Annotated in this window: 21 protein-coding genes, 1 tRNA gene and 1 pseudogene; 14 read left to right on the top strand and 9 right to left on the bottom strand. The window is 67.4% G+C overall.

From position 1 onward, the window contains the following. Positions 1-21 precede the first annotated feature (21 nt). Positions 22-1,194, top strand: coding sequence for a lytic polysaccharide monooxygenase (locus tag AC5P7R_RS13375; RefSeq protein ID WP_111103948.1), 1,173 nt, complete (start codon positions 22-24; stop codon positions 1,192-1,194). A 113-nt stretch (positions 1,195-1,307) separates the two neighbouring features. On the opposite strand, the gene AC5P7R_RS13370 is transcribed toward AC5P7R_RS13375, so the two are convergent. Continuing rightward, on the bottom strand, positions 1,308-2,057 hold the full coding sequence (locus AC5P7R_RS13370; protein ID WP_019661680.1) for a ferredoxin--NADP reductase: 750 nt from the start codon (positions 2,055-2,057) through the stop codon (positions 1,308-1,310). 84 nt (positions 2,058-2,141) lie between these two features. Between AC5P7R_RS13370 and AC5P7R_RS13365 the strand changes: the two genes are divergently transcribed. The 4 genes from AC5P7R_RS13365 to AC5P7R_RS13350 all read left to right on the top strand — a co-directional run bounded on the left by AC5P7R_RS13365 (position 2,142) and on the right by AC5P7R_RS13350 (position 6,146). Next, on the top strand, positions 2,142-3,110 hold the full coding sequence (locus AC5P7R_RS13365) for an ABC transporter ATP-binding protein (protein WP_019661681.1): 969 nt from the start codon (positions 2,142-2,144) through the stop codon (positions 3,108-3,110). Continuing rightward, the gene (locus tag AC5P7R_RS13360) at positions 3,107-3,898 is read left to right on the top strand and encodes an ABC transporter permease (RefSeq protein ID WP_005411568.1); all 792 of its coding nucleotides are present in this window, start codon (positions 3,107-3,109) and stop codon (positions 3,896-3,898) included. The genes AC5P7R_RS13365 and AC5P7R_RS13360 overlap by 4 nt, the downstream gene beginning before the upstream one ends. 386 nt (positions 3,899-4,284) lie before the next feature. Beyond that, on the top strand, positions 4,285-5,223 hold the full coding sequence (gene panE, locus AC5P7R_RS13355) for a 2-dehydropantoate 2-reductase (RefSeq protein ID WP_021202554.1): 939 nt from the start codon (positions 4,285-4,287) through the stop codon (positions 5,221-5,223). A 29-nt stretch (positions 5,224-5,252) separates the two neighbouring features. Then, entirely contained in the window at positions 5,253-6,146 is an 894-nt protein-coding gene (locus AC5P7R_RS13350; RefSeq protein WP_180832799.1) for a Rossmann-fold NAD(P)-binding domain-containing protein, read from the top strand. A 78-nt stretch (positions 6,147-6,224) separates the two neighbouring features. Here the strand turns inward: AC5P7R_RS13350 and AC5P7R_RS13345 are convergent, their stop codons facing one another. Next, positions 6,225-7,022, bottom strand: a complete 798-nt coding sequence (locus AC5P7R_RS13345) for a TatD family hydrolase (protein WP_478436099.1) — start codon at positions 7,020-7,022, stop codon at positions 6,225-6,227. Positions 7,023-7,089: 67 nt separating this feature from the next. On the opposite strand from AC5P7R_RS13345, the gene hrpB reads away from it, so the two are divergent. Both hrpB and AC5P7R_RS13335 read left to right on the top strand, forming a co-directional pair. Then, entirely contained in the window at positions 7,090-9,594 is a 2,505-nt protein-coding gene (gene hrpB / locus AC5P7R_RS13340) for an ATP-dependent helicase HrpB (RefSeq protein ID WP_478436101.1), read from the top strand. Between the two features lie 120 nt (positions 9,595-9,714). Continuing rightward, complete coding sequence (locus AC5P7R_RS13335; protein ID WP_019661686.1) at positions 9,715-10,104, top strand: hypothetical protein; 390 nt, start codon at positions 9,715-9,717, stop codon at positions 10,102-10,104. Between the two features lie 90 nt (positions 10,105-10,194). Here AC5P7R_RS13335 and AC5P7R_RS13330 read toward each other — a convergent pair whose 3' ends face one another. The 3 genes from AC5P7R_RS13330 to AC5P7R_RS13320 all read right to left on the bottom strand — a co-directional run bounded on the left by AC5P7R_RS13330 (position 10,195) and on the right by AC5P7R_RS13320 (position 12,062). After that, a complete protein-coding gene (locus tag AC5P7R_RS13330; protein ID WP_026347220.1) occupies positions 10,195-10,734 on the bottom strand; it encodes a pseudouridine synthase in 540 nt (179 codons plus the stop codon). A 107-nt stretch (positions 10,735-10,841) separates the two neighbouring features. Then, positions 10,842-11,093 (bottom strand): hypothetical protein, encoded by a 252-nt coding sequence (locus AC5P7R_RS13325; protein WP_224329425.1) that lies wholly within the window; start codon positions 11,091-11,093, stop codon positions 10,842-10,844. A gap of 111 nt (positions 11,094-11,204) precedes the next feature. After that, positions 11,205-12,062 (bottom strand): class I SAM-dependent methyltransferase, encoded by an 858-nt coding sequence (locus AC5P7R_RS13320; RefSeq protein ID WP_019661688.1) that lies wholly within the window; start codon positions 12,060-12,062, stop codon positions 11,205-11,207. 169 nt (positions 12,063-12,231) lie between these two features. Here AC5P7R_RS13320 and AC5P7R_RS13315 point away from each other — a divergent pair, with 169 nt between their 5' ends. From AC5P7R_RS13315 to AC5P7R_RS13300, 4 genes are all read left to right on the top strand, one after another. Beyond that, positions 12,232-13,188, top strand: coding sequence for an aldo/keto reductase (locus AC5P7R_RS13315; RefSeq protein WP_329858797.1), 957 nt, complete (start codon positions 12,232-12,234; stop codon positions 13,186-13,188). A 649-nt stretch (positions 13,189-13,837) separates the two neighbouring features. Continuing rightward, a tRNA-Gln gene (locus AC5P7R_RS13310) sits at positions 13,838-13,909 on the top strand. Positions 13,910-14,266: 357 nt separating this feature from the next. Continuing rightward, positions 14,267-15,391: a slipin family protein gene (locus AC5P7R_RS13305; RefSeq protein ID WP_227853729.1), complete on the top strand. Its 1,125-nt coding sequence runs from the start codon at positions 14,267-14,269 to the stop codon at positions 15,389-15,391. A gap of 56 nt (positions 15,392-15,447) precedes the next feature. Then, on the top strand, positions 15,448-16,668 hold the full coding sequence (locus AC5P7R_RS13300) for an RtcB family protein (RefSeq protein WP_019661691.1): 1,221 nt from the start codon (positions 15,448-15,450) through the stop codon (positions 16,666-16,668). Between the two features lie 109 nt (positions 16,669-16,777). On the opposite strand, the gene AC5P7R_RS13295 is transcribed toward AC5P7R_RS13300, so the two are convergent. Further along, positions 16,778-17,683: an NAD(P)/FAD-dependent oxidoreductase gene (locus AC5P7R_RS13295; protein WP_021203479.1), complete on the bottom strand. Its 906-nt coding sequence runs from the start codon at positions 17,681-17,683 to the stop codon at positions 16,778-16,780. Beyond that, a complete protein-coding gene (locus AC5P7R_RS13290; protein ID WP_021203480.1) occupies positions 17,673-18,128 on the bottom strand; it encodes an Rrf2 family transcriptional regulator in 456 nt (151 codons plus the stop codon). The genes AC5P7R_RS13295 and AC5P7R_RS13290 overlap by 11 nt, the downstream gene beginning before the upstream one ends. A gap of 183 nt (positions 18,129-18,311) precedes the next feature. Here AC5P7R_RS13290 and AC5P7R_RS13285 point away from each other — a divergent pair, with 183 nt between their 5' ends. Continuing rightward, entirely contained in the window at positions 18,312-20,432 is a 2,121-nt protein-coding gene (locus tag AC5P7R_RS13285; RefSeq protein WP_134730890.1) for a methyl-accepting chemotaxis protein, read from the top strand. 245 nt (positions 20,433-20,677) lie between these two features. Then, on the top strand, positions 20,678-21,487 hold the full coding sequence (gene dkgB / locus AC5P7R_RS13280; protein ID WP_478434309.1) for a 2,5-didehydrogluconate reductase DkgB: 810 nt from the start codon (positions 20,678-20,680) through the stop codon (positions 21,485-21,487). A 73-nt stretch (positions 21,488-21,560) separates the two neighbouring features. Here the strand turns inward: dkgB and AC5P7R_RS13275 are convergent, their stop codons facing one another. Further along, the gene (locus AC5P7R_RS13275; RefSeq protein WP_227853727.1) at positions 21,561-22,262 is read right to left on the bottom strand and encodes an alpha/beta fold hydrolase; all 702 of its coding nucleotides are present in this window, start codon (positions 22,260-22,262) and stop codon (positions 21,561-21,563) included. Between the two features lie 136 nt (positions 22,263-22,398). Between AC5P7R_RS13275 and AC5P7R_RS13270 the strand changes: the two are divergent. Next, positions 22,399-22,595: pseudogene (locus AC5P7R_RS13270) on the top strand (heavy metal-binding domain-containing protein); the annotation flags it as partial. A gap of 73 nt (positions 22,596-22,668) precedes the next feature. On the opposite strand, the gene AC5P7R_RS13265 reads toward AC5P7R_RS13270, so the two are convergent. Continuing rightward, the gene (locus tag AC5P7R_RS13265) at positions 22,669-25,389 is read right to left on the bottom strand and encodes a bifunctional acetate--CoA ligase family protein/GNAT family N-acetyltransferase (RefSeq protein WP_459389853.1); all 2,721 of its coding nucleotides are present in this window, start codon (positions 25,387-25,389) and stop codon (positions 22,669-22,671) included. Positions 25,390-25,487 lie beyond the last annotated feature (98 nt).

Here is a 25,487-nt window from a genome sequence, read left to right as displayed (position 1 = left end):
ACCTCGCAAAGGAGTCTCTGCATGCACCTGTCCCATCGGGCAGTCTTCGCACTGTCCGTCGTCGCCGGCCTGGCCTTGTCCGGCAGCGCCTTCGCCCACGGCACCATGACCAAGCCGCTCAGCCGCGTGAAGCAGTGCCACGAGGGCAATCCGGAAAACCCGACCAACCCGGCCTGTGCCGCAGCCAAGGCCATTGGCGGCGCGCAGCCGTTCTACGACTGGAGCGCGATTGCCCACGGCAATGCCAATGGCAACCATCGCGAACTGGTGCGCGATGGCGAACTGTGCAGTGCCAGCATTCCCAAGTACCGCGGCCTTGACCTGAACCGTACCGACTGGCCGACCACACCAATCCGCGCCGACGCGCGTGGCCGCTACACCTTTGAGTTCTATGCCCCGGCCCCGCATGCCACCCGCGAGTGGAAGTTCTATGTCACCCGTGATGGCTGGCAGCCGGGCAGCCCGCTGCGCTGGGCCGACCTGCAGGAATTCTGCACACTGGGCAACGTGCCGGTGGACGGCAAGACCTACAAGCTGGACTGCCCGCTGCCCAAGCGCAGTGGCCAGCACATCATCTACAACACCTGGCAGCGTTCGGATTCGGGTGAAGCGTTCTACACCTGCATGGATGTCCGCTTCGAAGGCGGCAACGGCGTGATTCCGCCGCCGCAGTGGCAGGATGCCGGCCCGGTCACCGCCCGCGGTGCGCTGGAGGCAGGCACCACGCTGACCCTGCGCGTGTTCAATGCCAACGGCAACGATCTGGAGCGCCCGGAAGTGACCCTGGCCGCCGGCCAGACCGCTCCGGCGCAGTGGCCGATGGCGCTGGCCAGCAAGGTCAATGGCAGCGCCCAGCACGCCCGCGTCGGCGTGATGAAGAACGGCGTGATCACGCCGGTGGCGTCCGCCACCGAGAACCGTGTCTACCTGAAGCCGGGTCATCGCTTTGAACTGGAAACCCAGATTCCGGGTCCGGGCCCGGTCGATCCGGTCGATCCGCCGGGTGGCGATTTCGACTTCGTGTATCCGGCAGGCCTCGGCAGCTACAAGCCAGGCGAGACCGTGGTGAAGGGCACCGACGGCAAGCTGTACGCCTGCCGCCCGTTCCCGGAAGGTGCGTGGTGCAACATCAACGCCGATGCCTATCGCCCAGGCACCGGCTTTGCCTGGCGTGATGCCTGGATCGCGTACTGAGGCATGGCACCGGGGGCGGCGTGATGCCGCCTCCGATTTGCGGGATTGCCGGCCAGCGGCCGGCATTACCAGGGTTCGTGGGGTTGCCGGCCAGCGGCCGGCACTACCCTGGCTTACTTGCTGCTGACGTACTTCTCGCGGCGGATCTGCGGGTTGCCCAGGCCGGCGGCCTTCAGCAGCTCGGCGCAGGCATCGACCATGTCCGGGTTGCCGCACAGGTAGGCGATGTCGGTGGCCGGGTCCGGCGTGAAACCGGCCAGCGCCTGCTGCACGTAGCCGTGCTGTACATCCGGGTGCGGTTCGGCCGGCAATTCGCGCGACAGGCACGGAACATAGCGGAAGTTCGCGTGCTTTTCGGCGAAGCTGTAGAAATCTTCGCTGTACAGCAGCTCGCCCGGGCTGCGCGCGCCCTGCAGCAGCACGATCTGCACATCGCGTTCGGCCATGGCCTTTTCCAGCAGCGGCAGCATGGAACGGTACGGGGTAACGCCGGTACCGGTGGCGATCAGCAGGTAACGGGCGTTGTGGTCACCGGGATTCAGGCAGAACCGGCCATAGGGGCCGGACGCACTGATCTGGCCGCCCGGCTCCAGTGCCTCGAACAGGGCCGTGGCAGCACCACCGGGCACGAAACTGACCGCGATGTCCACCGCCTCGCCCGGGCCCAGCGCATGGTCGTGGATGGTCGCCAGCGAGTAGCTGCGCTTGGTTTCGGTGCCGTCGGCGTAGCTGAAATGGACCTGGATGAACTGGCCGGGCTGGAAATCCAGTGGCTGTCCATCATCACGCACGAACTGGTAGTGGCCGACGGTCGGGGCCAGCATGCGGCAGCCGACCAGCTTGAGGGGGAATTGAACAGGCACGACTTTTCGGGACAGTGTGTAGCCGGGGCAAGCCCTCGGGGTCTTCTATAATAGCCCCTCCCCGCCCCTCTCCAGCGCCAGCCCATGGGCGCGAAGGCTTCGAGCTTGGCATCCCAGAACGATACGGCGCCCGCCCTGCGCGTGCGCGACCTGCGCAAGACCTACGACAACGGCACCCAGGCCCTGAAGGGCGTTTCCCTGGAAGTGGCCCCGGGCGACTTCTTCGCCCTGCTCGGCCCCAACGGGGCCGGCAAGTCGACCCTGATCGGCATCATCAGCTCCCTGGTCAACCTCAGCGAGGGCCAGGTGGAGGTGTTCGGCAGCGACCTGGTGCGCAACCGCAGCGCGACCATGCGCCTGATCGGGCTGGTGCCTCAGGAAATCAACTTCAACCTGTTCGAGAAGCCCTTCGACATCCTGGTGAACTACGCCGGCTTCTATGGCGTGCCGCGCGAGGAAGCCGAGCAGCGCGCCGAAGAGGAACTGAAGCGCGCGCACCTGTGGGAAAAGGCACAGGTGATGAGCCGCACACTGTCCGGCGGCATGAAGCGCCGGCTGATGATCGCCCGCGCGATGATGACCCGCCCGCGCCTGCTGATCCTGGACGAACCGACCGCCGGCGTGGACATCGAGATCCGCCGCGACATGTGGCGCGTGCTGAAGGAGATCAACGGTGCCGGCACCACGATCATCCTCACCACGCACTACCTGGAAGAGGCCGAGTACCTGTGCCGCCACCTGGCGATCATCAACCATGGCCAGATCGTCGAACAGGGGCCGATGCGCACCCTGCTGGCCAAGCTGGACGTGGAAGGCTTCCTGCTGGACATCGACGGTGACCTGCCGGCGCAGCTGCCGGTGATCGAGGGCGCGACGCTGACCGCCCCGGACCCGCACACGCTGGACATCGATATGCCACGCGCGATGGACCTCAACCGCGTGTTTGCGACGCTCAACGCGTCCGGTATCCGCGTGCGTTCGATGCGTACCAAGAGCAACCGCCTGGAGGAGCTGTTCGTGCGCCTCACCGGCAACATGGAGAAGCCCGCATGAGCACCACCGAGCTGACCGACGGCCAGCGCAACCGCATCGCGCTGATGACCATCGTGCGCCGCGAAGTCGCCCGCATCATGCGCATCTGGGGCCAGACCCTGGTGCCGCCGGCGATCACCATGACCCTGTACTTCCTCATCTTCGGCAACCTGATCGGGTCGCGCGTGGGTGACATGGGCGGCTACACCTACATGCAGTTCATCGTGCCGGGCCTGGTGATGATGAGCGTGATCCAGAACAGCTACGGCAACATCAGCTCCTCGTTTTTCGGCGCCAAATTCGGCCGCCACGTCGAAGAGCTGCTGGTCAGCCCGATGCCGAACTGGGTGATCCTGTGGGGCTATGTGGCTGGCGCGGTGCTGCGCGGCCTGATGGTGGGCGTGATCGTGCTGATCATCGCGATGTTCTTCACCCCGGTGCGCATCCCGCACCCGCTGGTGATGCTGACCACGGTGATCCTGGGCGCGACGATCTTCTCGCTGGCCGGTTTCATCAACGCGGTGTATGCGAAGAAGTTCGATGACGTGGCGATCGTGCCGACCTTCATCCTGACCCCGCTGACCTATCTGGGTGGCGTGTTCTATTCGGTGAAGCTGCTGCCGGGCTGGGCCGAGGCGGCCACGCACGCCAACCCGATCTTCTACATGGTCAACGCGTTCCGCTATGGCCTGTTGGGCAGCAGCGATGTACCGCTGCCGGTGGCCTACGGTCTGATGATCGGTTTCGTGGTGGTGCTGACGGCGCTGGCGCTGTGGCTGCTGCGCCGTGGCGTGGGCATGCGCAGCTGAGTTTTGCCTGCAGGGCCTGCGGCCCTGCACCCGCTGAATCAACGTCAACGTCAACTTCAACGGCAAAAGCTGACTATCCGGGGGATGGCGGGGTGGGTCCGGTTGCGGGGGACGCCGTGAATCCGTCCATGGAGGCTCGGTCGCGCCATCCATGGCGCTCACGCCCCCGCAACCGGACCCACCCCGCCTTCGACAAATTCCTGCGATCTGCCGGGGAGCCGTTCTGCGCTGCTGTTGGTAGGTGTCGACCTTGGTCGACACGATGGATCCAAGCCATGCGTGGATGAAGCGATCTCTGTAGAGCCAAGCCGATGCTCGGCTCTTTTTTGCCCGCAATCTCCGGCACAATCGCAGATCTGATTCCCCCAGAAAGCGGTGAACGTGCAATGCGCATCCTGATCCTCGGCGCCGGCGGTACCGGCGGTTACTTCGGTGGTCGCCTGGCCCAGGCCGGCGTGGACGTGACCTTCCTCGTGCGCCCCGCGCGCGCCGCCCAGCTGGACCGCGACGGCCTGGTGATCCGCAGCCCGCTCGGCGATGCCAGCTTCCCCGTACAGCATGTCACCGCTGATGCACTGCCCGCATTGGCCGCGCAGAAGCCGTTCGATCTGGTCATCCTCAGCTGCAAGGCCTACGACCTCGACAGCTCGATCGACGCCATTGCTCCAGCCGTGGGTGCGAACACCGCCGTGCTGCCGATCCTCAACGGCCTGCACCACTACAACGCGCTGGACCTGCGCTTCGGCCGCGACGCCGTGCTCGGCGGCCTGTGCTTCATCAGCGCCACCAAGGCCCCCGACGGTGCGGTGCTGCACCTGGGCAAGCCGGCCAAGCTCACCTTCGGCGAGCGCGATGGCGGCGCGGCGTCCGCACGCGTGCGTGCCTTCGCCGCTGTCTGCGCGCAGGCCCATCTTGATCACCTGGCGAGCGAACACATCGGCCAGGAACAGTGGATCAAGTACACCTTCCTGACCGCGCTGGCCGCCGCGACCTGCCTGCTGCGTGCGGATATCGGCACCATCGTCGCCACCGATGATGGCGAGGCGATCGTACGTGGCCTGTACGACGAGTGCCTGGCCGTGGCCGAAGCTGCCGGTGAGCCGATTCCCGATGCCGCGCAGGACACCGCGCGCGGCACCCTCACCCAGGCCGGCTCTGCATTGAAGGCATCGATGCTGCGGGACCTGGAGGCTGGCCAGCAGGTCGAGGCCGAGCAGATCGTCGGCGACATGCTGGCGCGTGCACGCAAGGCCGACCAGGAAGCCCTGCTGCTGCAGGTCGCCTACAGCAGCCTGCAGGCCTACCAGGCACTGCGCGGCGCGTGAGCCTCCCGTTGCAGGCCAGCGCGCTGCCTATGCGGGTGCTGATCCTCGGTATGGGCTGGAGCGGATGCGTGCTGGCCCCGCATCTGCAGGCGCGGGGCGTGCACGTCGTCGGCACGGTGCGTAACCCCTCGTCGGCGCCCGACGATGGCCTGCTGCGGCATCAGCTGCACGCTGACTCCCCACCGTCGCCCGCCCTGCTCGATGAGGTCGCGCAGGCCGAGGCCGTGCTGTGCAGCGTGCCGCCAGATGCCGCGGGCGACCCGGCACTGCGCCTGCTGCTGCCGGCTCTGCGGGCCAGCCCGGCACTGCGATGGCTGGGCTATCTGTCGTCCACGTCGGTGTATGCCGATCGGGCCGGCGGCTGGGTTGACGAGCGCAGCGCAGCCGATGCCACCGAAGCAGCCGGCGTGCAGCGCCTGCGTGCCGAAGCGCAATGGCGTGCGCTTGCAGAGGTACGTGGCATCGCTTCGGCGGTGTTCCGCCTGCCCGGCCTGTACGGGCCGGGGCGCAATGCGTTGCTGCAGCTGTCACAGGGCCGTGCCCGCCATGTGATTCGGCCGGGCCTGGCGTTCAACCGCCTGCACGTAGAGGATCTTGCGGCAGTGATCGTCGCGGCGATGCAGCGACCGGTTGCGCAGGGGATATACCTGCCCAGCGATGACGAGCCGGCACCACCGCAGGATGTGCTGGCCTTCGCCGCGAAGCTGGGCGGGTTTGCGATGCCACCTGCCGTGGCGTGGGACGACCCTGCACTCAGCCCGACGCTACGGCGCTTCTACGAGAGCAACAAGCGCATCGACAGCCGTGGCACGCGTGAAGCGCTGGGGTGGGCACCGCGGTTTCCAACGTATCGGGAAGGGCTGCAGGCGCTGGCCGCTTCGCTCGCCGGGCATGGCCCGGCGCTACCGGACAGCGCTTTGTAGAGCCGAGCCCATGCTCGGCTGCTCTTTGCGTCTTTCGCGCTGCGCGCGATAAGCCGAGCATGGGCTCGGCTCTACGGATCAACCGGCGTTGGGCAGGCGGAAGAACGCACGCGTCGCCGCAGTCGCATTGGCCGCCGTCACTGCAACGTCCTCGCCACGGTCACGTGCCAGTTCTTCCACGATATGCGAGAGGAACATCGGTTCGTTGCGGCGGTCCTTCGGCATCGGCTTCAGCGTGCGCGGCAGCAGGTACGGTGCGTCGGTCTCGATCATCAGGCGGTTGGCCGGGATGTTCTTCACCAGTTCGCGCAGGTGCGCGCCACGGCGCTCGTCACACAGCCAGCCGGTGATGCCGATGTACCAGTCCTGATCCAGGTAGTCGAACAGTTCGTCGCGTTCGCCGGTGAAGCAATGCACCACCGCCGGGCCGATGCGGCCTTCGAAGTTCTTCATCTGTGCCATGAAATCGGTATGCGCTTCGCGTTGGTGCAGGAACAGCGGCTTTCCATTCTCAGCGGCCAGCTGCAGCTGTCGCTCGAAGGCACGGTGCTGCGCCGGGCGCGGCGAGAAGTCACGGAAGTAGTCCAGCCCGCACTCACCCACGGCCACCACTTCCGGGTGGTCATGCAGCGCGCGCATCTCGGCATCACATTCCTCGGTGTACTCCACCGCGTGATGCGGGTGCACGCCGGCCGTCGCGTACAGGAAGCCCGGGTGCTGCTGGGCCAGCTGCACCGCCAACGGCGAGTGCTCGCGGCTGGCGCCGGTGATGACCATCTGCACCACGCCGGCCTGGCGCGCGCGGTCCAGCACGGCGTCACGGTCGCGGTCGAAGGAATCGTGGGTCAGGTTGGCGCCGATATCGATCAGGTGCATGGTCATCGCGGGGGAAAAGTGCCCGCGCATTGTACCTGCGCCCGCCGTGGCCCCTTATCCTTTGCACATGAACGCCCCGCTCTTCCCGATTTCCCCGCTGCTGCCGCAGATCCAGCAGCACCTGGCCGTGCAGCCACGGCTGGTGCTGGAAGCCCCGCCCGGCGCCGGCAAGACCACCCAGGTACCACTGGCCCTGCTCGAAGCGTCATGGCTGCAAGGCCGGAAAATCATCCTGCTGGAGCCGCGCCGGGTCGCCGCACGCAGCGCCGCGCTGTTCATGGCACGGCAGCTGGGCGAGGAGGTCGGTGGCACGGTCGGCTACCGTATCCGCTTCGAGAACAAGGTTTCGGCGCGTACGCGCATTGAAGTCGTCACCGAAGGCATCCTGACCCGCATGCTGCAGGAGGACACGATGCTGGAAGAGGTCGGCGCGATCCTGTTCGACGAATTCCACGAGCGCCATCTCAGCGGTGACCTCGGCCTGGCGCTGGCGCTGGACGTGCAGGCGCAGCTGCGCGATGACCTGCGCCTGGTAGTGATGTCGGCCACGCTGGATGGCGAGCGCCTGGCACGCTTCCTCGATGCGCCGCGGCTGAGCAGCGAGGGCCGCAGCTACCCGGTGACGGTCAGCCATTTCCCGGCGCGCCGCGATGAGACGCTGGAACTGCAGGTGCGCCGCGCGGTGCAGCAGGCCCTGGCCGATCACCCCGGTGACCTGCTGGTGTTCCTGCCCGGCCAGCGCGAGATCGCGCGCGTCCAGGCCGGCCTGCAGGAGTCACTCGATGGCAACGTCGAGGTGCTGGCGTTGCATGGCGAGCTGCCGGTGGAACAACAGGCGCGCGTGCTGCAGATGGCCAGCGATGGCCGCCGTCGCGTGGTGCTGGCGACCAACGTGGCCGAGTCGTCGGTGACCCTGCCCGGCGTGCGCGTGGTGATCGACAGCGGCCAGGCGCGCGAACCGCGCTACGACCCCAACAGCGGCTTCACCCGGCTGGACGTGGTGTCCATCGCCCAGGCGTCGGCCGACCAGCGCGCCGGTCGCGCCGGTCGCGTGGCCGAAGGCGTGGCCTGGCGGCTGTGGCCGCAGTCGCAGCGATTGGAGCCGCAGCGCCGTGCCGAGATCGACCAGGTGGAACTGGCCGGACTGGCGCTGGAACTGGCCGCGTGGGGCAGCAGCGACCTGCGCTTCCTCGACCCGCCACCGGCCGGCCCGATGGGTGCGGCGCGCGAACTGCTGCAACGCCTGGGTGCACTGTCGGACTCGGGCGCGATCACCGCACTCGGGCGCCGTGTACTGGCGCTGGGTACGCACCCGCGGATGGCGGCGATGCTGCTGGCAGCGCCCGATGCCCGCGCGCAGGCGCTGGCCACCGATCTGGCCGCCCTGCTGGAAGCGCGCGACCCGCTGCGCCAGGGCGGTGACGCGCTGGCGAGCCGCTGGCGCGCACTGGCTGCGTTCCGCAATGGCCGCATACCGGGCGATGCCAACCGCAGCGGGCTGGCCGCCATCGATGCCGCCGCCAGGCATTGGCGTCGCCGCCTGCGCTGCGAAGCCACGCCGCCGGCCAGCATCGAGGCCCATGAGCTGGGCGACCTGCTCGCGCACGCCTTCCCAGACCGGATTGGCGTCCAGCATCCCAGCGATCCATTGCGCTACCTCCTGGCCAATGGCCGCAGCGCGCGCCTGCACGAGCTGAGCGACCTGCGCGGCGAGCCGTGGCTCGTGGCCAGCGAACTGCGCTTCGAAGCGCGCGATGCGTTGTTGCTGCGTGCCGCACCGGTGGATGAAGGCCAGCTGCGCAAGGCATGGCCGGAGCGCTTCGTCACCGAAGACGTGGTGCGCTGGGACAGCGAGCGACGCGCCCTGGTGGCGCTGCGCGAGACCCGTTTCGACCGGATCGTGCTGGACAGCCGCTCGGCCGGCCGGGTCGATCCGCAGCACGCCGCGCAGGCGCTGACCGATGCGGTGGCCGAGCTCGGCCTGCGGGCGCTGCCGTGGACCGAGGGCCTGCGCCAGTGGCAGGCACGGGTGGAATCGCTGCGGCGCTGGATGCCCGAGCTCGGCCTGCCCGACTGCAGCGACGACGCCCTGCTGGCCAATCGCGCGCAGTGGCTGCAGCCCGCGTTCGCCGGCAAGACGCGACTGGATGCGCTGGACGAATCCAGCTTCGGCGAAGCGCTGAAATCGCCACTGGAGTGGCCACAACGGCAGCTGGTCGAGCGTCATGCACCGACCCGCATCACCGTGCCCTCCGGGTTGGAGCGGCCGATCACCTACGCACTGGACAGCGAGAGCGGCGAACCGCTGCCGCCGGTGCTGGCGGTGAAGCTGCAGGAACTGTTCGGCCTGGCCGACACGCCGCGCATCGCCGATGGCCGCGTGCCGCTGACCCTGCACCTGCTCTCCCCCGGCGGCCGCCCGCTGCAGGTCACCCAGGATCTGCGCAACTTCTGGGAAAGCACCTACGCCGAAGTGAAAAAGGAGATGAAGGGCCGTTACCCGCGCCATCCGTGGCCGGATGACCCATGGACGGCCACGGCCACGCATCGGGCCAAGCCGCGCGGGACGTAGCCGGACCCTGCCTGATCCTGAATGGCTGCGGTAAAGTCACACCGCGTGCCACCTCGACTGACATACCGTTTACGGGCAACACGCGACACTGGACTTCGACCCGAGGCAAAGGACCCCCGCATGAGCAAGCTGACCGTAATCACCGACCGCGCTCTGGAGCGCGCCCTGGACCTGGCCCACAGCGCCGGCGACGGCCTGAAGAGTGCCGGTGGCAGCCTGCGCCACCTTGGGCCGCAGGCCAGTGACTGGATCAAGACCGGCGCGGCGCTGGGCGCCGTCAAGACCGGTGGCAAGGTGGCCACCAAGTTCGCCCGGCGCAACCCGGCGGTGACCATTGCCGCCGCTGCGGTGGGTGTCGGCCTGCTCGGCTATGCGCTGTACCGCAAGCAGCAGAAGAAGAAGGCCGCCAACGGCCACGTGGTGAATGGCCAGGCGCAGCGCATCAATGCGCGTGACCGCCGCAACGACACCGTGGTGGACGAGCACAGCGATATCGGCAGCGACGCCTGAGTCTGCCGGGGTCGGCTTCCTTCCGCAGGAACTGAGCCCATCAGCCCGCTATGAGGGCCGGATACCGTAGGGTATCCGGCCCTTCCTGTTTCAGCCGATCTGCCGCCACTGCCCCGGCTGCAGGTCGTCCAGGCGGTAGGGTCCCATCGACACGCGGACCAGCCGCAGCGTCGGCAGGTTCACCGCCGCGGTCATCCGCCGCACCTGGCGGTTGCGGCCCTCGCGGATCGTGATCGCCAGCCAACTGTCGGGCACGGTCTTGCGGAAGCGCACCGGCGGATCGCGTGTCCACAGCGACGGCGCCGGATCGAGGCGCTCGATCTTCGCCGGCAAGGTCGGTCCGTCATTCAGCTCCACCCCATCGCGCAGCCGTTGCAGCTGCTCATCGCTGGGCGTGCCTTCCACCTGCACCCAGTAGGTCTTGTCGGCCTTATGCCTGGGGTCGGTCAGCTTGTGCGCCAGCGTACCGTTATCCGTCAGCAGCAGCAGGCCTTCGCTGTCATGGTCCAGGCGACCGGCGGCATACACGCGCGGCGGCAGGCCGAACCCGGCCAGCGTCGGCCGCGGCGGTACGCTGCGGTCGGTGAACTGGCAGAGCACGTTGAAGGGCTTGTTGAAGGCGATCAGCATTGCGGGCACGACGGGCAGCAGGTGCAGCATTGTCCCATGCCGCGCAACCTCGGCCGAGCGCGGCCCCGGTGCTGCCGGGCATCACGCCGGCCGAGGCTGCGGCGCGATCAACCGAAGACCTTCCACTCAAGCAGGAAAGAGCCCAGCACCAGTGCGATGCCGCACGCCGCGATGACATTGGCCCGGCGCCGCAGGCGAACCGGCGGCGGATTCATGGCACGCGCACGCTCCTCCAGCAGCGCACCGGCAAACAGCACGGCAAACCCCACGGTCGCCACCAGGTCGTAGGCATGGCCACCGTAGAACACGAAGTCAATCAGCCGCGCCAACACCAGCACTGCAACAGCGATATAGAACACCTTCTTCAACTGTCCACTCCATTGGCAGCAGGGCCGGGCCACGCCCGGCGGATACACGTTACGTCCATTGTGACGCCGCAGCGCTCACCGGGCGCAGCCCGGCGCCGCCCGCTACGGCTTGATGAAGCGCAGGGTCATGCGGTCGCTTTCACCGATCGCCTGGTACTTCGCATCATCGGCCTTGTCGTGCTGGTTGGTCGGCGGCAGCGTCCACACGCCGTTCGGGTGGTCCTTGGTGTCGCGCGGGTTGGCGTTGACCTCGCTGCGTGCATCCAGCTTGAAACCAGCCGCCTCGGCCATCGCGATCACCTGCTGCTGGCCGACATAGCCGGTGTCATCATCGTCGGCTACGTCGGCCTTGGCACGATGCTCGACCACGCCCAGCACGCCGCCCGGCTTGAGCACGTTGAAGAAGCCCTGGAACATGCCCTGCGCCTGGCCGGCCTTGCGCCAGTTGTGCACGTTGCGGAAGGTCAGCACCACATCGGCTGAATTGGCCGGGCCGAACACCGGCTTGGCCGGATCGTAGGCGACCACGGCAGTCTTGCCGAACTGTGCCGGCGCACCGGCGTACTTCTTCTCCAGGCTGTCGCGGCTGCGTTGCTGGTAGTCACGGCCGCGGCCTTCGGGCACCGCCATCGGATCGACCACCGCAGCAACGTAGTGGCCCTTGTCGTGCAACAGCGGCGCCAGGATCTCCGAGTACCAGCCGTTGCCGGGGGTGATCTCGATGACGGTCTTTTCCGGTGCCACCTTGAAGAACGACAGCGTCTGCGCCGGATGACGGAAGCCATCGCGCTTGACGTTGTTGGCATCACGGGTCGACGCCTTCACCGCCGCATCGATGGCCGGTGAGACCTGGATCTTCGCCGGCGCCACCGTGGACGGTGCGGCGAACGCGGGAACGGCGGCAAGCAGGGCCGAAGCAAGCAGCAGGCGGCAACCACGCAGGGACGAAGCAGGCATCATCGGAGCGACTCCAGCGGAAGATGCGGCGAGACTAGCAGCCGCGGCGTCCCAGGTGTTCACAAAACGTTAGCGGCGTGCGCGGCGCGGAACACTGTTTTGTGGTCACCGCCGCAGCACGGTCACACTACGCGTTCTATTCTGCAGCACTTCCCCCAAGGAGTCCGTGCCCATGACGGCAACCCGCGAACTGGGCCGTTCCGGCCTGCATGTACGTCCGCTCGCCTTCGGTGGCAACGTGTTCGGCTGGAGCGCCGATGAAAAGGCCAGCTTCGCCCTGCTCGATGCCTTCGTCGATGCCGGCTTCAACCTGGTCGACACCGCCGATGTGTACTCGGCCTGGGTGCCCGGCAATGCCGGCGGCGAATCGGAGACGCTGATCGGCAAGTGGTTTGCCCGCAGCGGAAAGCGCGACAAGGTGGTGCTGGCAACCAAGGTGGCCAAGTGGGCCGAACGCCCCGGCCTGACCCCGGACAACATCAATGCCGCGGTCGAGGATTCGCTGCGCCGCCTGCAGACCGACGTGATCGACCTGTACCAGGCCCACGAGGATGACGAGTCGACGCCGCTGGAAGCGACCCTGGCCGCGTTCGGCCGGTTGATCGAAGCCGGCAAGGTGCGTGCGATCGGCGCCTCCAACTACAGCGCTACGCGCCTGGCCGATGCGCTGAAGGTGTCCACCGACTACAAACTGCCGCGTTACGAAACCCTGCAGCCGGAGTACAACCTGTATGACCGCGCCGGCTACGAAAAGGAACTGGAACCGCTGGTGCAGCGCGAACAGATCGGCGTGATCGGCTACTACGCGCTGGCCAGTGGCTTCCTCAGCGGCAAGTACCGCACGCCGGCCGATGCAGCCAAGAGCCCGGCACGTGGCGAAACGGTGGTGAAGCGCTATCTGAATCCGCGCGGCCTGCGCATCCTGCAGGCGCTGGATGACGTGGCCAGCAAGCACGGCGCCAGCGCTGCGCAGATCGCACTGGCCTGGCAGATCGCACGGCCGTCAATCACCGCACCGATCGTCAGCGCCACCAGCGTCGAACAACTGCACGATCTGCTGGCAGTAGCCAACGTATCGCTGAGCGTGCAGGATGTCGCGCAGCTGGATGCCGCCAGCGCGGAAGCCTGAGGGCCGGTAGTGCCGGCCGCTGGCCGGCATTGCACGCATACCGAAGAAAATAATTGAACAAATTGGTTGCGCGCGACTAAATCGTGGTTTATCGTGCGCACCTCGTTTCAACAACCACTGGAAACTTCCCTTGAACGCGCATTCCGTCGCCACCGCCAAACTGCTGCCATGCCTGCGCATGGACGTGCTGGCGCGCGCGTTCGGCAAGGAAGACCAGCTTACAACGGCCTGATATCCGCCCTGCGGAGATCGGCCACCCCGATCTCCGAGGCCTGACGACGCCCTCGGAACGCAAGTCCCGGGGGCGTTTTTTTTGCGTCGGCACAAGGACCCGCGATGCCAGAACTGCACCCCGCGCGGCAACCCGCCGCTCACTGACCCAGGCCTTTCCTGCCCCGCCGAAGGATTTACTTCGCGCGACCGGCAGCGCCTGGACATTATCTGCATCGCACCCAAACATTATCGCTCGCCGATAATGTCGGTGGCCTGCACCCTCGATTCTCCAACGGTCCCGTTTCCACCACGGGCTGGTGCGCGCGGCGTTGCCGTGGCGTATGCCGGAGGTCGCGGACATGCCATCGCCTGGATCGCCTGCTGGAGGCAGGCGCCGGTTCGCCGGTACGCGGTTCGATTCCGCGCGGTCCCCAACTGGATAGCTCAGCTTGGTCAGAGCAACGGATCCTGATTCCGTCTGTCGTGGGTTCGACTCCCACTCCAACCACATGACCTGTCACGTCATGACTTGAAGCAACACCCGGGGCGCAAGCCCCAGCGGCCATCGTCGCCATCCACGGACATCGCCTTCGGGCAGGAACGTGGAAGGCAACGGAGCGCACGCCGGGCTCCGGCCCGCCGCCACTGCCAGCCACGTTCCGCACCGGTGCTGCCTGCCGGGAACGACGATGGCAGCACTGCCGGTGCGCCGAAGGCTCCGCGCGCGGACCGTCCGCCGATGGCCGCCCTCTTCCGCTGCCTGCACGCGGTGTGCAGGCGGCCGCGCCACGACCTGATCGACCCGGGTCATGGCGATTCATCCGCAACGGGTCGAACCACCAGAGCCATACAAGGAGAGACTCCCATGTTCTGGACCATCAAGGTCGTGATCGGCGACGGCGAGCGCGGCCTGGTGTATCGCAACCGTCGTTTCCAGCAGATCCTGCTGCCGGGCGTGCACCGCCTGTCGCCGTTCGGCGGCCGGCCGCACGTGGACCTCCACAACGCATCGAAGGGCGCGGCCTACACCGGCAGCGACCAGGACAGCCTGATCGAAGCGCTGGGCGCACAGCTGGACACGCACTTCGTGCTGGCCAACGTCGGCGCCGGCGAGGTCGGCCTGTTGCTGCGCAACGGCCGCATCGATGAAGTGCTGCCGCCGGGCAGCCGCCGTCTGTACTGGCGCGGTTCGGTCGACACCCAGGTACGCGTCATGGCGCTGGGTGACGATCCGCGCATTCCGGCGGACGTGCAGCAGCGCCTGGGCCAGTTGGGCGTGCTGCCGCGTGTGGCGGTGATCAGCACCGTGCCGAGCGAGTCGGTGGGCCTGCTGTTCATCGACGGCACGCTGCGGCAGACGCTGGATGCCGGCCTGCACGCGTTCTGGAACTTCAACGGCAACGTGTCGGTGGAGCGTGTGGAACTGCGTGCACGTTCACTGGACGTGTCCGGCCAGGAGCTGCTCAGCCGCGACAAGGTGACCCTGCGGGTGAACCTGGCCGCGACCGTGCAGGTGGTCGACCCGGTGCGTGCACACCGCACGCTCAGCAATGCCGATGAGTTCATCTATCGGCAGCTGCAGTTCGGCCTGCGCCAGGCGATTGCCGTGCGCAGCCTGGATGAGCTGCTGGGTGACAAGGCGGCGCTGGACGGCGAGATCGCCTCACATGTGCAGGCGGCAATCGAGGGCCACGGCGTGCGGTTGCTCAGCGTCGGCATCAAGGACGTGATCCTGCCGGGCGAGATGAAGGAGATCCTCAACGGCGTGGTGCTGGCCGAGAAGCAGGCCCAGGCCAGCGTGATCCGTCGCCGCGAGGAGGCCAACGCCACGCGATCACAGCTCAACACCGCAAAGCTGATCGAGGACAACCCGGTGCTGATGCGCTTGAAGGAGCTGGAGGCACTGGAGAAGGTCACCGAGAAGATCGACACGCTCACCGTGTTCGGCGGCCTGGATGGCGTGCTGAAGCAGCTGGTGACGATCAGGTAGGGGGTAGCGGCGGCGCAGGGACGCGCCGCCGGCCCATCAAGGACATACACGAAGACATGGACACTCAACACAACTATCAATGGCTGCACGTCGAGGGCACCACGCCGATCAAGGGCTGGGTCAACGGTGTGCCGCTGGAAGCGCAGGCGCATGAGCAGCTGCGCAACATCGCCGCGATCCCGTTCGTCGGGCCGTGGGTGGCCGTGATGCCGGACGTGCACCTGGGCAAGGGCGCGACCGTCGGCTCGGTGATCCCGACCCGCGGTGCGATCATCCCGGCCGCGGTCGGCGTTGACATCGGCTGCGGCATGGCGGCGGTGCGCACCACGCTGCGCGCCAACGACCTGCCCGACGACCTGCGGCAGCTGCGCAACAGCATCGAGCGCAGCATTCCGGTCGGCAACGGGCGCGGCGGCGAGCATCACCGCATGCCCGACAGCATCCACACGCGGCTGGTGCAGTCCGGGCTGGCCGACGGCCTGGAGAAGATCAAGGACAAGCACCGCAGGATCCGCACCGATAAGCTGGACCGCCAGCTGGGTACGCTGGGCGGCGGCAACCACTTCATCGAACTGTGCCTGGACGAGACGGATACGGTGTGGGTGATGCTGCACAGCGGCTCGCGCGGCACCGGCAACCTGATCGGTACCTACTTCATCGAGAAGGCGCGCGAGGAACTGGCCCGGCGCGTGCTGGGCTTCCACCTGCCGGACAAGGACCTGGCGTTCTTCATGGAAGGCGAGCCGCTGTTCGATGACTACGTCGAAGCCGTGTCGTGGGCGCAGGACTACGCCCGGCAGAACCGCGAGGCGATGATGTCGCGCGTGCTGGCCGAGATGCGCCACCGGCTGCCGAAGTTCCAGCTGGCGGCAATGGCGGTGAACTGCCACCACAACTATGTACAGAAGGAAACGCACCACGGGCAGGAGCTGCTGGTGACCCGGAAGGGGGCCGTCAGCGCTCGCGAGGGTGAGCTGGGCATCATTCCCGGCAGCATGGGCACGCGCAGCTACATCGTGCGTGGCAAGGGCAACGCGGACAGCTTCCACAGCTGCAGCCACGGTGCCGGCCGGGTGATGAGCCGTGGCGCCGCGCGCCAGCAGATCACGCTGGCCCAGCATCGCGAGGCCACCGCGCACGTGGAATGCCGCAAGGACAGCGGCGTGCTGGACGAGTCACCGGCCGCGTACAAGTCGATCGACGATGTGATGGCCGCGCAGCTGGACCTGGTCGACGTGGTGCACACCCTGCGCCAGGTGTTGTGCGTGAAGGGGTAACGGAGCGGTGCCGGCCAAGGCCGGCACCCACCGCACCCGATTGCAGTAGATCCACGCCATGCGTGGATGGAACAGCGCCGACCAAGGTCGGCCTCTACCTGTGCAACGTTCAGCGCGCGATGCTGTCTTCGGCCACCAGCGCGTGGTGCACGCCGATGCCCGCGCGCACGCCTTCGGCCATGGCCAGGGTGATGTTGCCGACCGTCGTCGCATCGCCTGCGGCATACACGTTCGGCACCGAGGTCTGCTTCATCGCATCGACCTCGATCAGCACGCCCAGCGGGCTCTCGACCAACGTGCAGCCCAGCTGCTGCACCAATGGCGTGGCCATCACCTGGGCGGCCGGCACGAACAAGGCACGCTGGGCGATTCGGCGGCCGTCGGCCAGCTCCACTTCCAGCCAGGTCGGCTGGTCGCCCTGCACGCCCAGCACGGGTGATGTCTCGATCTGCACGCCGCGCTGCTGCATGGCGGCGCGTTCCTCATCCGTGATGTCCAGTCCCATGCTGAAGAACGTGACATTGCCCCAGTCGGCGAACAGCGGCGCCTTGCTGGCGGACATCGGATGACCGCCAAGCAGGCCAATGGCACCACCACCCACTTCATAGCCATGACAGTACGGGCAGTGCAGCACGGTGCTGCCCCAGCGCTCGGCGAGGCCCGGCAACGCCGGCAACTGGTCGGCGATGCCGCTGGCCAGCAGCAGCTTGCGCGCGGCCAGCACCTGGCCATCGGCGGTACGCACTTCCACGCCTTCGGCGCGGGCGGTGGCCTGCACGGCTTCGGCATGCACCCAACGCACTGTGGGGTAGTCCAGCAGCTGCTGTCGCGCGGTCTTCAGCAGCTCGGCGCCGCTGATGCCATCCAGCCCCAGCACGCCGTGCGAATGGCCGGCGAAACGGTTGCGCGGTGAACCGGCATCGATGACGGTGACCGGGCGACGGGCGCGGGCGAGGATCAGGCCGGCGGCAATGCCGGCATAGCTGCCGCCGACGATGAGCACATCAGGATTCATGATGACCTTCCAGGGAACGGTGATGGGCGAGATGGCGGGCGAAGTCGGCGCCAAGCTGGTCCAGCGTGGTCGCCTGCAGCCGCGCTTCGAGCAGGCGCTGCGCTTCGCGCGCCCCATCGAGCAAGGCGCTGTTGACCAGCCGCTGGATCGGGCAGCCACCGCCGGAGTCGCGGGCGCCGACCTGCACCAGCGGTGGTGCGCCCACAGCCAGATAGATGTCATGCAGGGTGATCGTTGCAGCATCACGGGCCAGGTGGCTGCCACCGCCATGGCCACGGGCGCTGCGAACCAGGCCCGCCCTGTGCAGCTGCGCCAGCAGACGGCGGATCACCACCGGATGGGTCGGCAGGCAGGACGCCAGCTGCTCGGAGGTGCGCGGGCCGTCCTGGCCGACCAGATGCGCCATCACGTGAAGGGCGTCGGAGAGCGGGTTCGCGGTCTTCATGTAACTACGATAGTTACATTTATATCCCCTGTCCAGGGTCCACATTTGTTCCATACGGACACATTTGTCCTATGAAACAGTTCCTTCACATCACTAAACGAAACGCTAATGTGATTTATGTCGCACTTCAGCGGGAGCTTGGCGGGTCGATACCGCAATGCCCCTTCCCGAGAGTGCTTCCCCATGAATGCGTCTGTCCGTGCTCCGCGCCTGCAGTCCAAGCTGCTCGGCGCGGTGTCTGTTGGCTTGGCCGTGGTCCTGCTGTGCGCGCTGGCTGGCCTGGCCTCCGCCTGGTTCAAGTTGTCCACCGAGGTTCCGCCCGAAGTCACGCACAGCCGCGACGCTGAACGCCTGCAGCGTGAGTTCCGCGGCCAGGTGCAGGAATGGAAGAACGTGCTGCTCCGCGGCCACGACGACGCGTTGCGTCAGCGCCACCTGGACGCTTTCGACAACGAAGGCCGCCTGGTCGAACGGCTGGCCAAGGGCCTGGTGACCAGCCCGGACGCGCGCACGCGTGAACTGGCGCAGGCGTTCGTTGGCCTGCACGCGCAGCTGCAGCAGGACTATCACGCGGCGCTGCAGGCATTTGCCGCGGCCGGCTACGATCCCGCCGCCGGCGACAATCTGGTGCGTGGCAAGGACCGCCCGGTGGCGACCGCACTGGATGCGCTGAGCACGCATGCCACGCAGGTGGCCGAAGCAACCGTAGCGGCGCGGTCGCAGCAGGCCCGGCAGACCCTGCTGCTGTGCGCGGCGCTGACCGTGCTGGCCGCCGTGTTGCTGCTGATGGGCCTGGCCTGGTGGCTGCGGCGCGCGGTGGTGCAGCCGGTGCTGGCAGTGGAAGCCGCTGCGCGTGCCGTGGCCGCCGGTGATCTGCAGCACGTGGTGCAGGTGCGCAGCCGCGACGAGATCGGTCGCCTCGCGCAGGCGATGCAGGCGGTGCAGTCCACGCTGCGCGGCGTACTGGACGCACAGGCGACGATGGCGCAGGCGCATGACGCCGGCAGCATCAGCCATCGCATGGAGGCCAGTGCGTTCCCGGGCGCGTTCGGCACCATGGTGGCCGACTGCAACACGCTGGTTGACGCGCACATCCAGGTGAAGATGCGCGCGATCTCGATCATGGGCCGCTATGCCGTCGGTGACCTCAGCCAGGACATGGAACGCCTGCCCGGCGAAAAGGCCGTGATCACCAACGCATTGGATACGGCCAAGGCCAATCTCGGCATGATCAACGGCGAGATCCGCCGCCTGGCCGAAGCCGCCGCCGCCGGTGACTTCAGCCAGCGCGGCGACAGCGCACGCTTCGAGCATGATTTCCGCGCAATGGTCGACGGCTTGAACCGATTGATGCAGACCACTGAACTGAACCTCGGCGAGGTCTCCAGCATGCTGCGCGCGATTGCCGATGGCCGCCTCGGCGCGCGCATGCACGGTGATTTCCAGGGCGTGTTCGCGCGTATCGCCGGCGACGCCAACACCACCGCTACGCAGCTGGCAACCATCGTCACCGACATCAAGCACGCCTCCGGCAACATCCACACGGCGGCGGCGGAGATCGCCGCCGGCAACAACGATCTGTCGCGCCGTACCGAACAGCAGGCCGCCAACCTGGAAGAGACGGCGGCATCGATGGAGGAACTGACCTCCACCGTGCGCCAGAACGCAGAGCATGCGCGCCAGGCCAACCAGCTGGCGATCGGCGCGCACACCGTTGCCTCTCACGGCGGCAGCGTGGTCGGCCAGGTGGTGGCAACGATGGATGCCATCGAAACCTCGTCGCGGCAGATCGCCGAGATCATCAGCGTGATCGACGGCATCGCCTTCCAGACCAACATCCTGGCGCTGAACGCCGCGGTGGAAGCGGCACGCGCCGGCGAGCAGGGCCGCGGCTTCGCGGTGGTTGCCAGCGAAGTGCGCACCCTGGCACAGCGTTCGGCGGCAGCCGCGAAGGAGATCAAGGCGTTGATCGAAGCGTCGGTGGAACAGGTCGGCCACGGTGCACGGCGCGTGCGCGAGGCCGGTGACACCATGGCCGAGATCGTGGCGTCGGTGCAGCGCGTCACTGACATCATGGCCGAGATCTCCGCCGCCTCGCAGGAGCAGAGCGCGGGCATCGAACAGGTCAGCCAGACCGTGATCCAGATGGACGGCACCACCCAGCAGAATGCCGCGTTGGTGGAGGAAGCCAGCGCCGCCGCGCGCAGCCTGGAACAGCAGGCGAACCGCCTGATCGACGCGGTGGATGTGTTCGACCTGTCGACCACCGCCGCAGCGAAGGACGCGCTGATGCGCGCGGCCTGATTGATCCGGTTGCCGGCCAGCGGCCGGCACTACCGTGGAGCGCAGACAGGGGGAGTGCCGGCCGCTGCCCGCCAGCTCCCAACGCTGCATGGGTGGCGGCATGAACAGCGCGGACCAACGGTCCGCACCCACCACCACCTGCCGTCGTACGCGTCGATGCAATGCACCGTTGCCGGCATGCACACGGCCGCTGGCCTACCCTTTCGTGGATATTCCCGCCTCCCTCCCCCTCTGCTGGAGCCCCCATGACTGTCCCCGCCTTCGGTCTCGGTACCTTCCGCCTGAAAGACCAGACCGTGATCGACTCGGTGCGCAACGCGCTGGATGCCGGCTACCGCGCCATCGATACCGCGCAGATCTACGGCAATGAAGCCGAGGTCGGCCAGGCCATCGCCGATTCCGGCGTGCCGCGCGAAGAGATCTACCTGACCACCAAGGTCTGGATCACCGCGTTCAAGCGGGAAGCGCTGCTGGCCAGCCTGCATACCAGTCTGGAAAAGCTGCGTACCGATCATGTGGACCTGACGCTGATCCACTGGCCGTCGCCGAACGACAAGGTCGACGTGCCGATGGAGGAGTACCTGCCGGCGCTGGCCGAGGCCAAGGCACAGGGCCTGACGAAGGCGATCGGCATCTCCAACTTCACCATCGCCCAGACCCGCAAGGCCATCGAGATCCTTGGCGCCGATGCCATCGCCACCAACCAGATCGAGATCCATCCCTACCTGCAGAACCGCCTGCTGGTGAAGTTCCTGCAGGATAACGGCATCCACGTCACCGCCTACATGAGCCTGGCCTATGGCGAGGTGGTCAAGGACCCGGTGATCCAGGCCATTGCCGGCCGCCACCAGGCCACTCCGGCGCAGATCGCGCTGGCCTGGGCGCTGCAGCAGGGCTTCTCGGTCATTCCGTCCTCGACCAAGCGCGAGAACCTGGCCAGCAACCTGGAAGCGGCAGCGATCCGCCTGACCGACGAAGACATGGCGCAGATCGCCAAGCTGGATCGTGGGCACCGCCTGGCCAATCCGGAAGGCATTGCGCCGGCCTGGGATTGAAGAGCGGCCGCCGGGCATGGCCCGGCGCTACCGGATACGCGTGGGTAGCGCCGGGCCATGCCCGGCGGATCCATCAGGTCTGCAACAACCAGCCTCGCATTGCCGCACTGACCTCATCCGGCTTTTCCATCGGTGCCAGGTGCCCGCAGTCCGGCACCACCACCAGCTGCGAGTGCGGCACCAGGGCGTGCATTTCCTCGCTCACCGCCAGCGGCGTGATGCGATCGTTGGCGCCGCACACGATCAGCAGCGGATCGCGATAACCAGCCAGCACATCATGGCCATCACGGCGTTCCAGTGCGCTCTGGCGCAAGAATACTTCCGCGCCCAGGCGAGCGGTCATGTCGCGCACGCGTTGCACCAGCACGTAATCGTCCAGCCGCGAGGCATCGATGTAGCTGCGCATCAGCGCATCACCAAAGCCATGGAACCTGCCGGGCAGGCGCACGCTGGCGCGCTGGCTGCGGCGCTGCTCGGCACGTTCCGGTGAATCGGCGTGGATCGAGGAATCGATCAACGCCAGCTGCAGCACGCGTTCCGGTGCGATGCGCAGGATCTGCTGGGCGACGAAACCGCCCAGCGAGAACCCGGCCAACGCAAAGCGCTCCGGCGCCTGTGCCAGCACGTCCTCGGCCACCGCCTGCAGGGTTTCGCCACGGGTCTGGTCGCCTACCGTGCAATCGGCGATGTCGGCAAGATCAGCCAACTGTGAGCGCCACAGCTCAGCGTCGTTGAGCAGGCCAGGCAGCAGCAGCAGGGGGATACGGTCGGTCATGGGGGTATTGTCGCGCCAGCACGGTGACGGAACCATGCCGCAACAGGGGGCGGATTGTAGCGTCGAGCCACGTTCGACGGCTGCATAGCCAGTGGCGCATGGCTCGACGCTACAGAAGACAGCGGCGGAGCCGCTCTTTGGCGACACCATCACCATCTACACCGCGCTGTGCGAACAGGCCGCGAGGAAACCTGGCGCAGCAGAGACAAGCAAGCACGGCAGCTGGCTGCCAACCCGATCATCGGCATGCGCTACGACGCCATCTATGTGATGACCGGGCTGACCGTGCGGCTGTGCTATGGCACGGCGGTGGCGGTGGAACCGCAGCGGTGATCCTGTAGAGCCGAGCCCATGCTCGGCTCAGGCGTGCCCGTGAGATGTAAGGCAGCCGAGCGCAGGCTCGGCTCTACAACGGGGTTCCGGGCACTTCGACCTGCTGCACCGGCAAGGTCACCATCATCACCGTCGGGTCATCCGGGTCCAGCTTCGTCTTGAAGCCCAGGCTCTGGCACATCGCCAGCATGGTACTGTTCTCGCGCAGCACCTGGCCTTCGACCACGTCCAGGCCCAGCCACTTGGCGTACTCGATCATGATCGCCATCAGCCGCCAGCCGATGCCATGGCCCTTCAGGTCCGAGCGGATCAGGATGCCGTACTCACCGCGGTGGTAATCCGCGTCGGCGTGCAGGCGCACCGCGCCAAGCATTTCGCCACTGCGCGGTTCGATCGCCACCAGTGCGATCGAGCGTGCGTAGTCGAGCTGGGTCAGGCGCGCGATGAACTCGTGGCTGAAGTGCTTCACCGACTGGAAAAAGCGCAGGCGCAGGTCCTCGTCGCTGACGCGGGCGAAGAACGCACGGAACAGCGCGTCGTCCTCCGGCCGCACCGGACGCACGAAGGCACGGCCGCCATCGGACAGTTCGATGGTGCGCTCCCACTCCTTCGGGTACGGGAACACCGAGAAGCGCGGATGGCCACGGCCCTTGTGCAGGATGCGCGACGGCGCCACCGCCACGCGTGCGTCGAGGGCGAGGATGCCCTTGCCGTCGACCAGCAACGGATTGATGTCCAGCGTACGCACTTCGGGGATGTCGGCGGCCAGCTGTGCCAGCTTGACCAGCGCCAATGCCAGTGCGCGCTCGTCGGCGGCAGGCACATCGCCATAGGCCTTGAGGATGCGCGAGGCGCGGGTCTGGCCGATCAGCTCGTGGGCCAGGCGCAGGTCCAGCGGCGGCAGCGCCAACGCCTTGTCATTGATGACTTCAACCGCGGTACCGCCACGGCCGACCACGATCACCGGGCCGAACGTCGCGTCATCGGCAATACCGACGATCAACTCGCGCGCCTTCGGGCGAACGATGGTCGGCTGCACAAGCAGACCATCGATGCGCGCATCCGGCCGCAGCTGGCGTGCACGCGACAGGATCGCGTTGGCCGCGCTCTGCACCGCCGGCAGGGTGGACAGGTTCAGGCGCACGCCGTCCACTTCCGACTTGTGCGGAATATCCGGCGAGAGAATCTTCAGCGCGACCGTGGCACCGCGTTCCAGCAGCGGCTGCGCCAGATCCATCGCCTCGTGCGCGTCACGCGCATGCATCACCGGCGCGGAGGGAATGCCGTAGGCCTTGAGCAGTTCATGCGTAGCCAGCGGGTCCAGCCACTGCTGGCCGTTGGCCAGCGCGGCATCGACCAGTGCGCGCGCGGCGGCCGTGTCGACGCTGAAGTCCTGCGGCAGGCTGGGCGGCGTTTCCATCAACGCGTTCTGCGCTTCGCGGTAGCGCACCAGATGCTGGAAGCCACGTACGGCTTCGGCCTCGGTCGGATAGGTCGGCACCCGCGCCGCGTTGAGCGTGGCGGTGGCCTGGTCATCGTTGCCCAGCCACACCGCGAACACCGGCTTGTCGCGATGATGGCGCGGGCGCAGGCCGAGCGTGCGGGTGAGTGCCTGCGCGGCGTCCGCCGATGAGGTGAACGCGGTCGGCACGTTGACCACCATCACCGCGTCGTTCTCGTTGTCGGCCAGCAGCGCTTCGATGGCCGCGGCATAGCGGTCACCATCGGCGTCGACCACGATGTCGACCGGATTGCTGCGCGACCAGCCCTGTGGCAATACTGCATCGAGCTTCTGCACCGTGCTGTCGGACAGGGTGGCCAGCGTGCCTTGCAGCGCGATCAGCTGGTCCACGGCAAGGCGACCGACGCCGCCACCATTGCTGAGAATGGCCAGGCGGCGGCCAGGGAAGGTGCCCAGCCGCCCCAGTGTTTCGGCGGCGGTGAACAGCTCGTCCAGCGCACCGACGCGCAGCAGGCCGGCGCGGTTGAAGGCGGCACCGTACACATCATCGGCACGGGCCAGGGCCTGCACATGGGTATCGCGGCTGCCCGGCTGCACGCGCTCGGCGCGCCCCGACTTCACCACCACCACCGGCTTGGCGCGGGCGGCGGCACGCGCGGCCGACATGAACTTGCGCGCGTCCTTGATCTGCTCGACGTAGAGCAGGATGGCGCGGGTACGGTAGTCGGTGGCGAAGTAGTCGAGCAGGTCGCCGAAGTCGACGTCCATCGTATCGCCCAGCGAGACCACGGCGGAGAAGCCGACCGAGCGCGCTACGCCCCACTCCACCAGCGCGGCGGCGATCGCCGAGGATTCGGAAATCAGCGCGAGGTCGCCTGCCTGCGGGAAATGTGCGGCGATACTGGCATTGAGTCGCGCGTGCGGTGCAATCACACCCAAGCAGTGTGGGCCGAGGATGCGCAGGCCATGCTTGCGCGCCACCGCCTCCACCTGCGCCGACAGCGAGCCCGGGCCTTCACCCAGGTGCGCGGTGAGGATGATCGCCGCCTGCACGCCACGTTCGGCGGCAGTGCGCACCACCTGCGGCACGATGGCCGCTGGTGCGGTGATCACCGCCAGGTCGGGGACCCAGTCCAGGTCCTTCAGCCGCTTGACCGTGCGGATGCCATCGATCTCGGCATGCCGCGGATTGATCCACGCCACCTTGCCGGGGAAGCCGGTGCCGCGCAGGTTGCGCATCACCGCGCGGCCGGCCGAACGCTCACGCGGACTGCCGCCGATCACCGCGACCGACTGCGGACGGAACACGGACTGCAGGTGGTAGGTACTCATGCGCCTACGGTACACGGACTGGCGCGGCAACGGCATGATCGTGCGCAAGGTCCTGACACCGCACCCACGCATGACGTGGATCTACCGCCGGGACCAGT

The organism is Stenotrophomonas sp. YJH_SMC_27, from assembly GCF_059369815.1.
The sequence above is the reverse complement of the archived record's forward strand: the minus strand, read 5'-3'. Positions and strand labels throughout refer to the sequence as shown.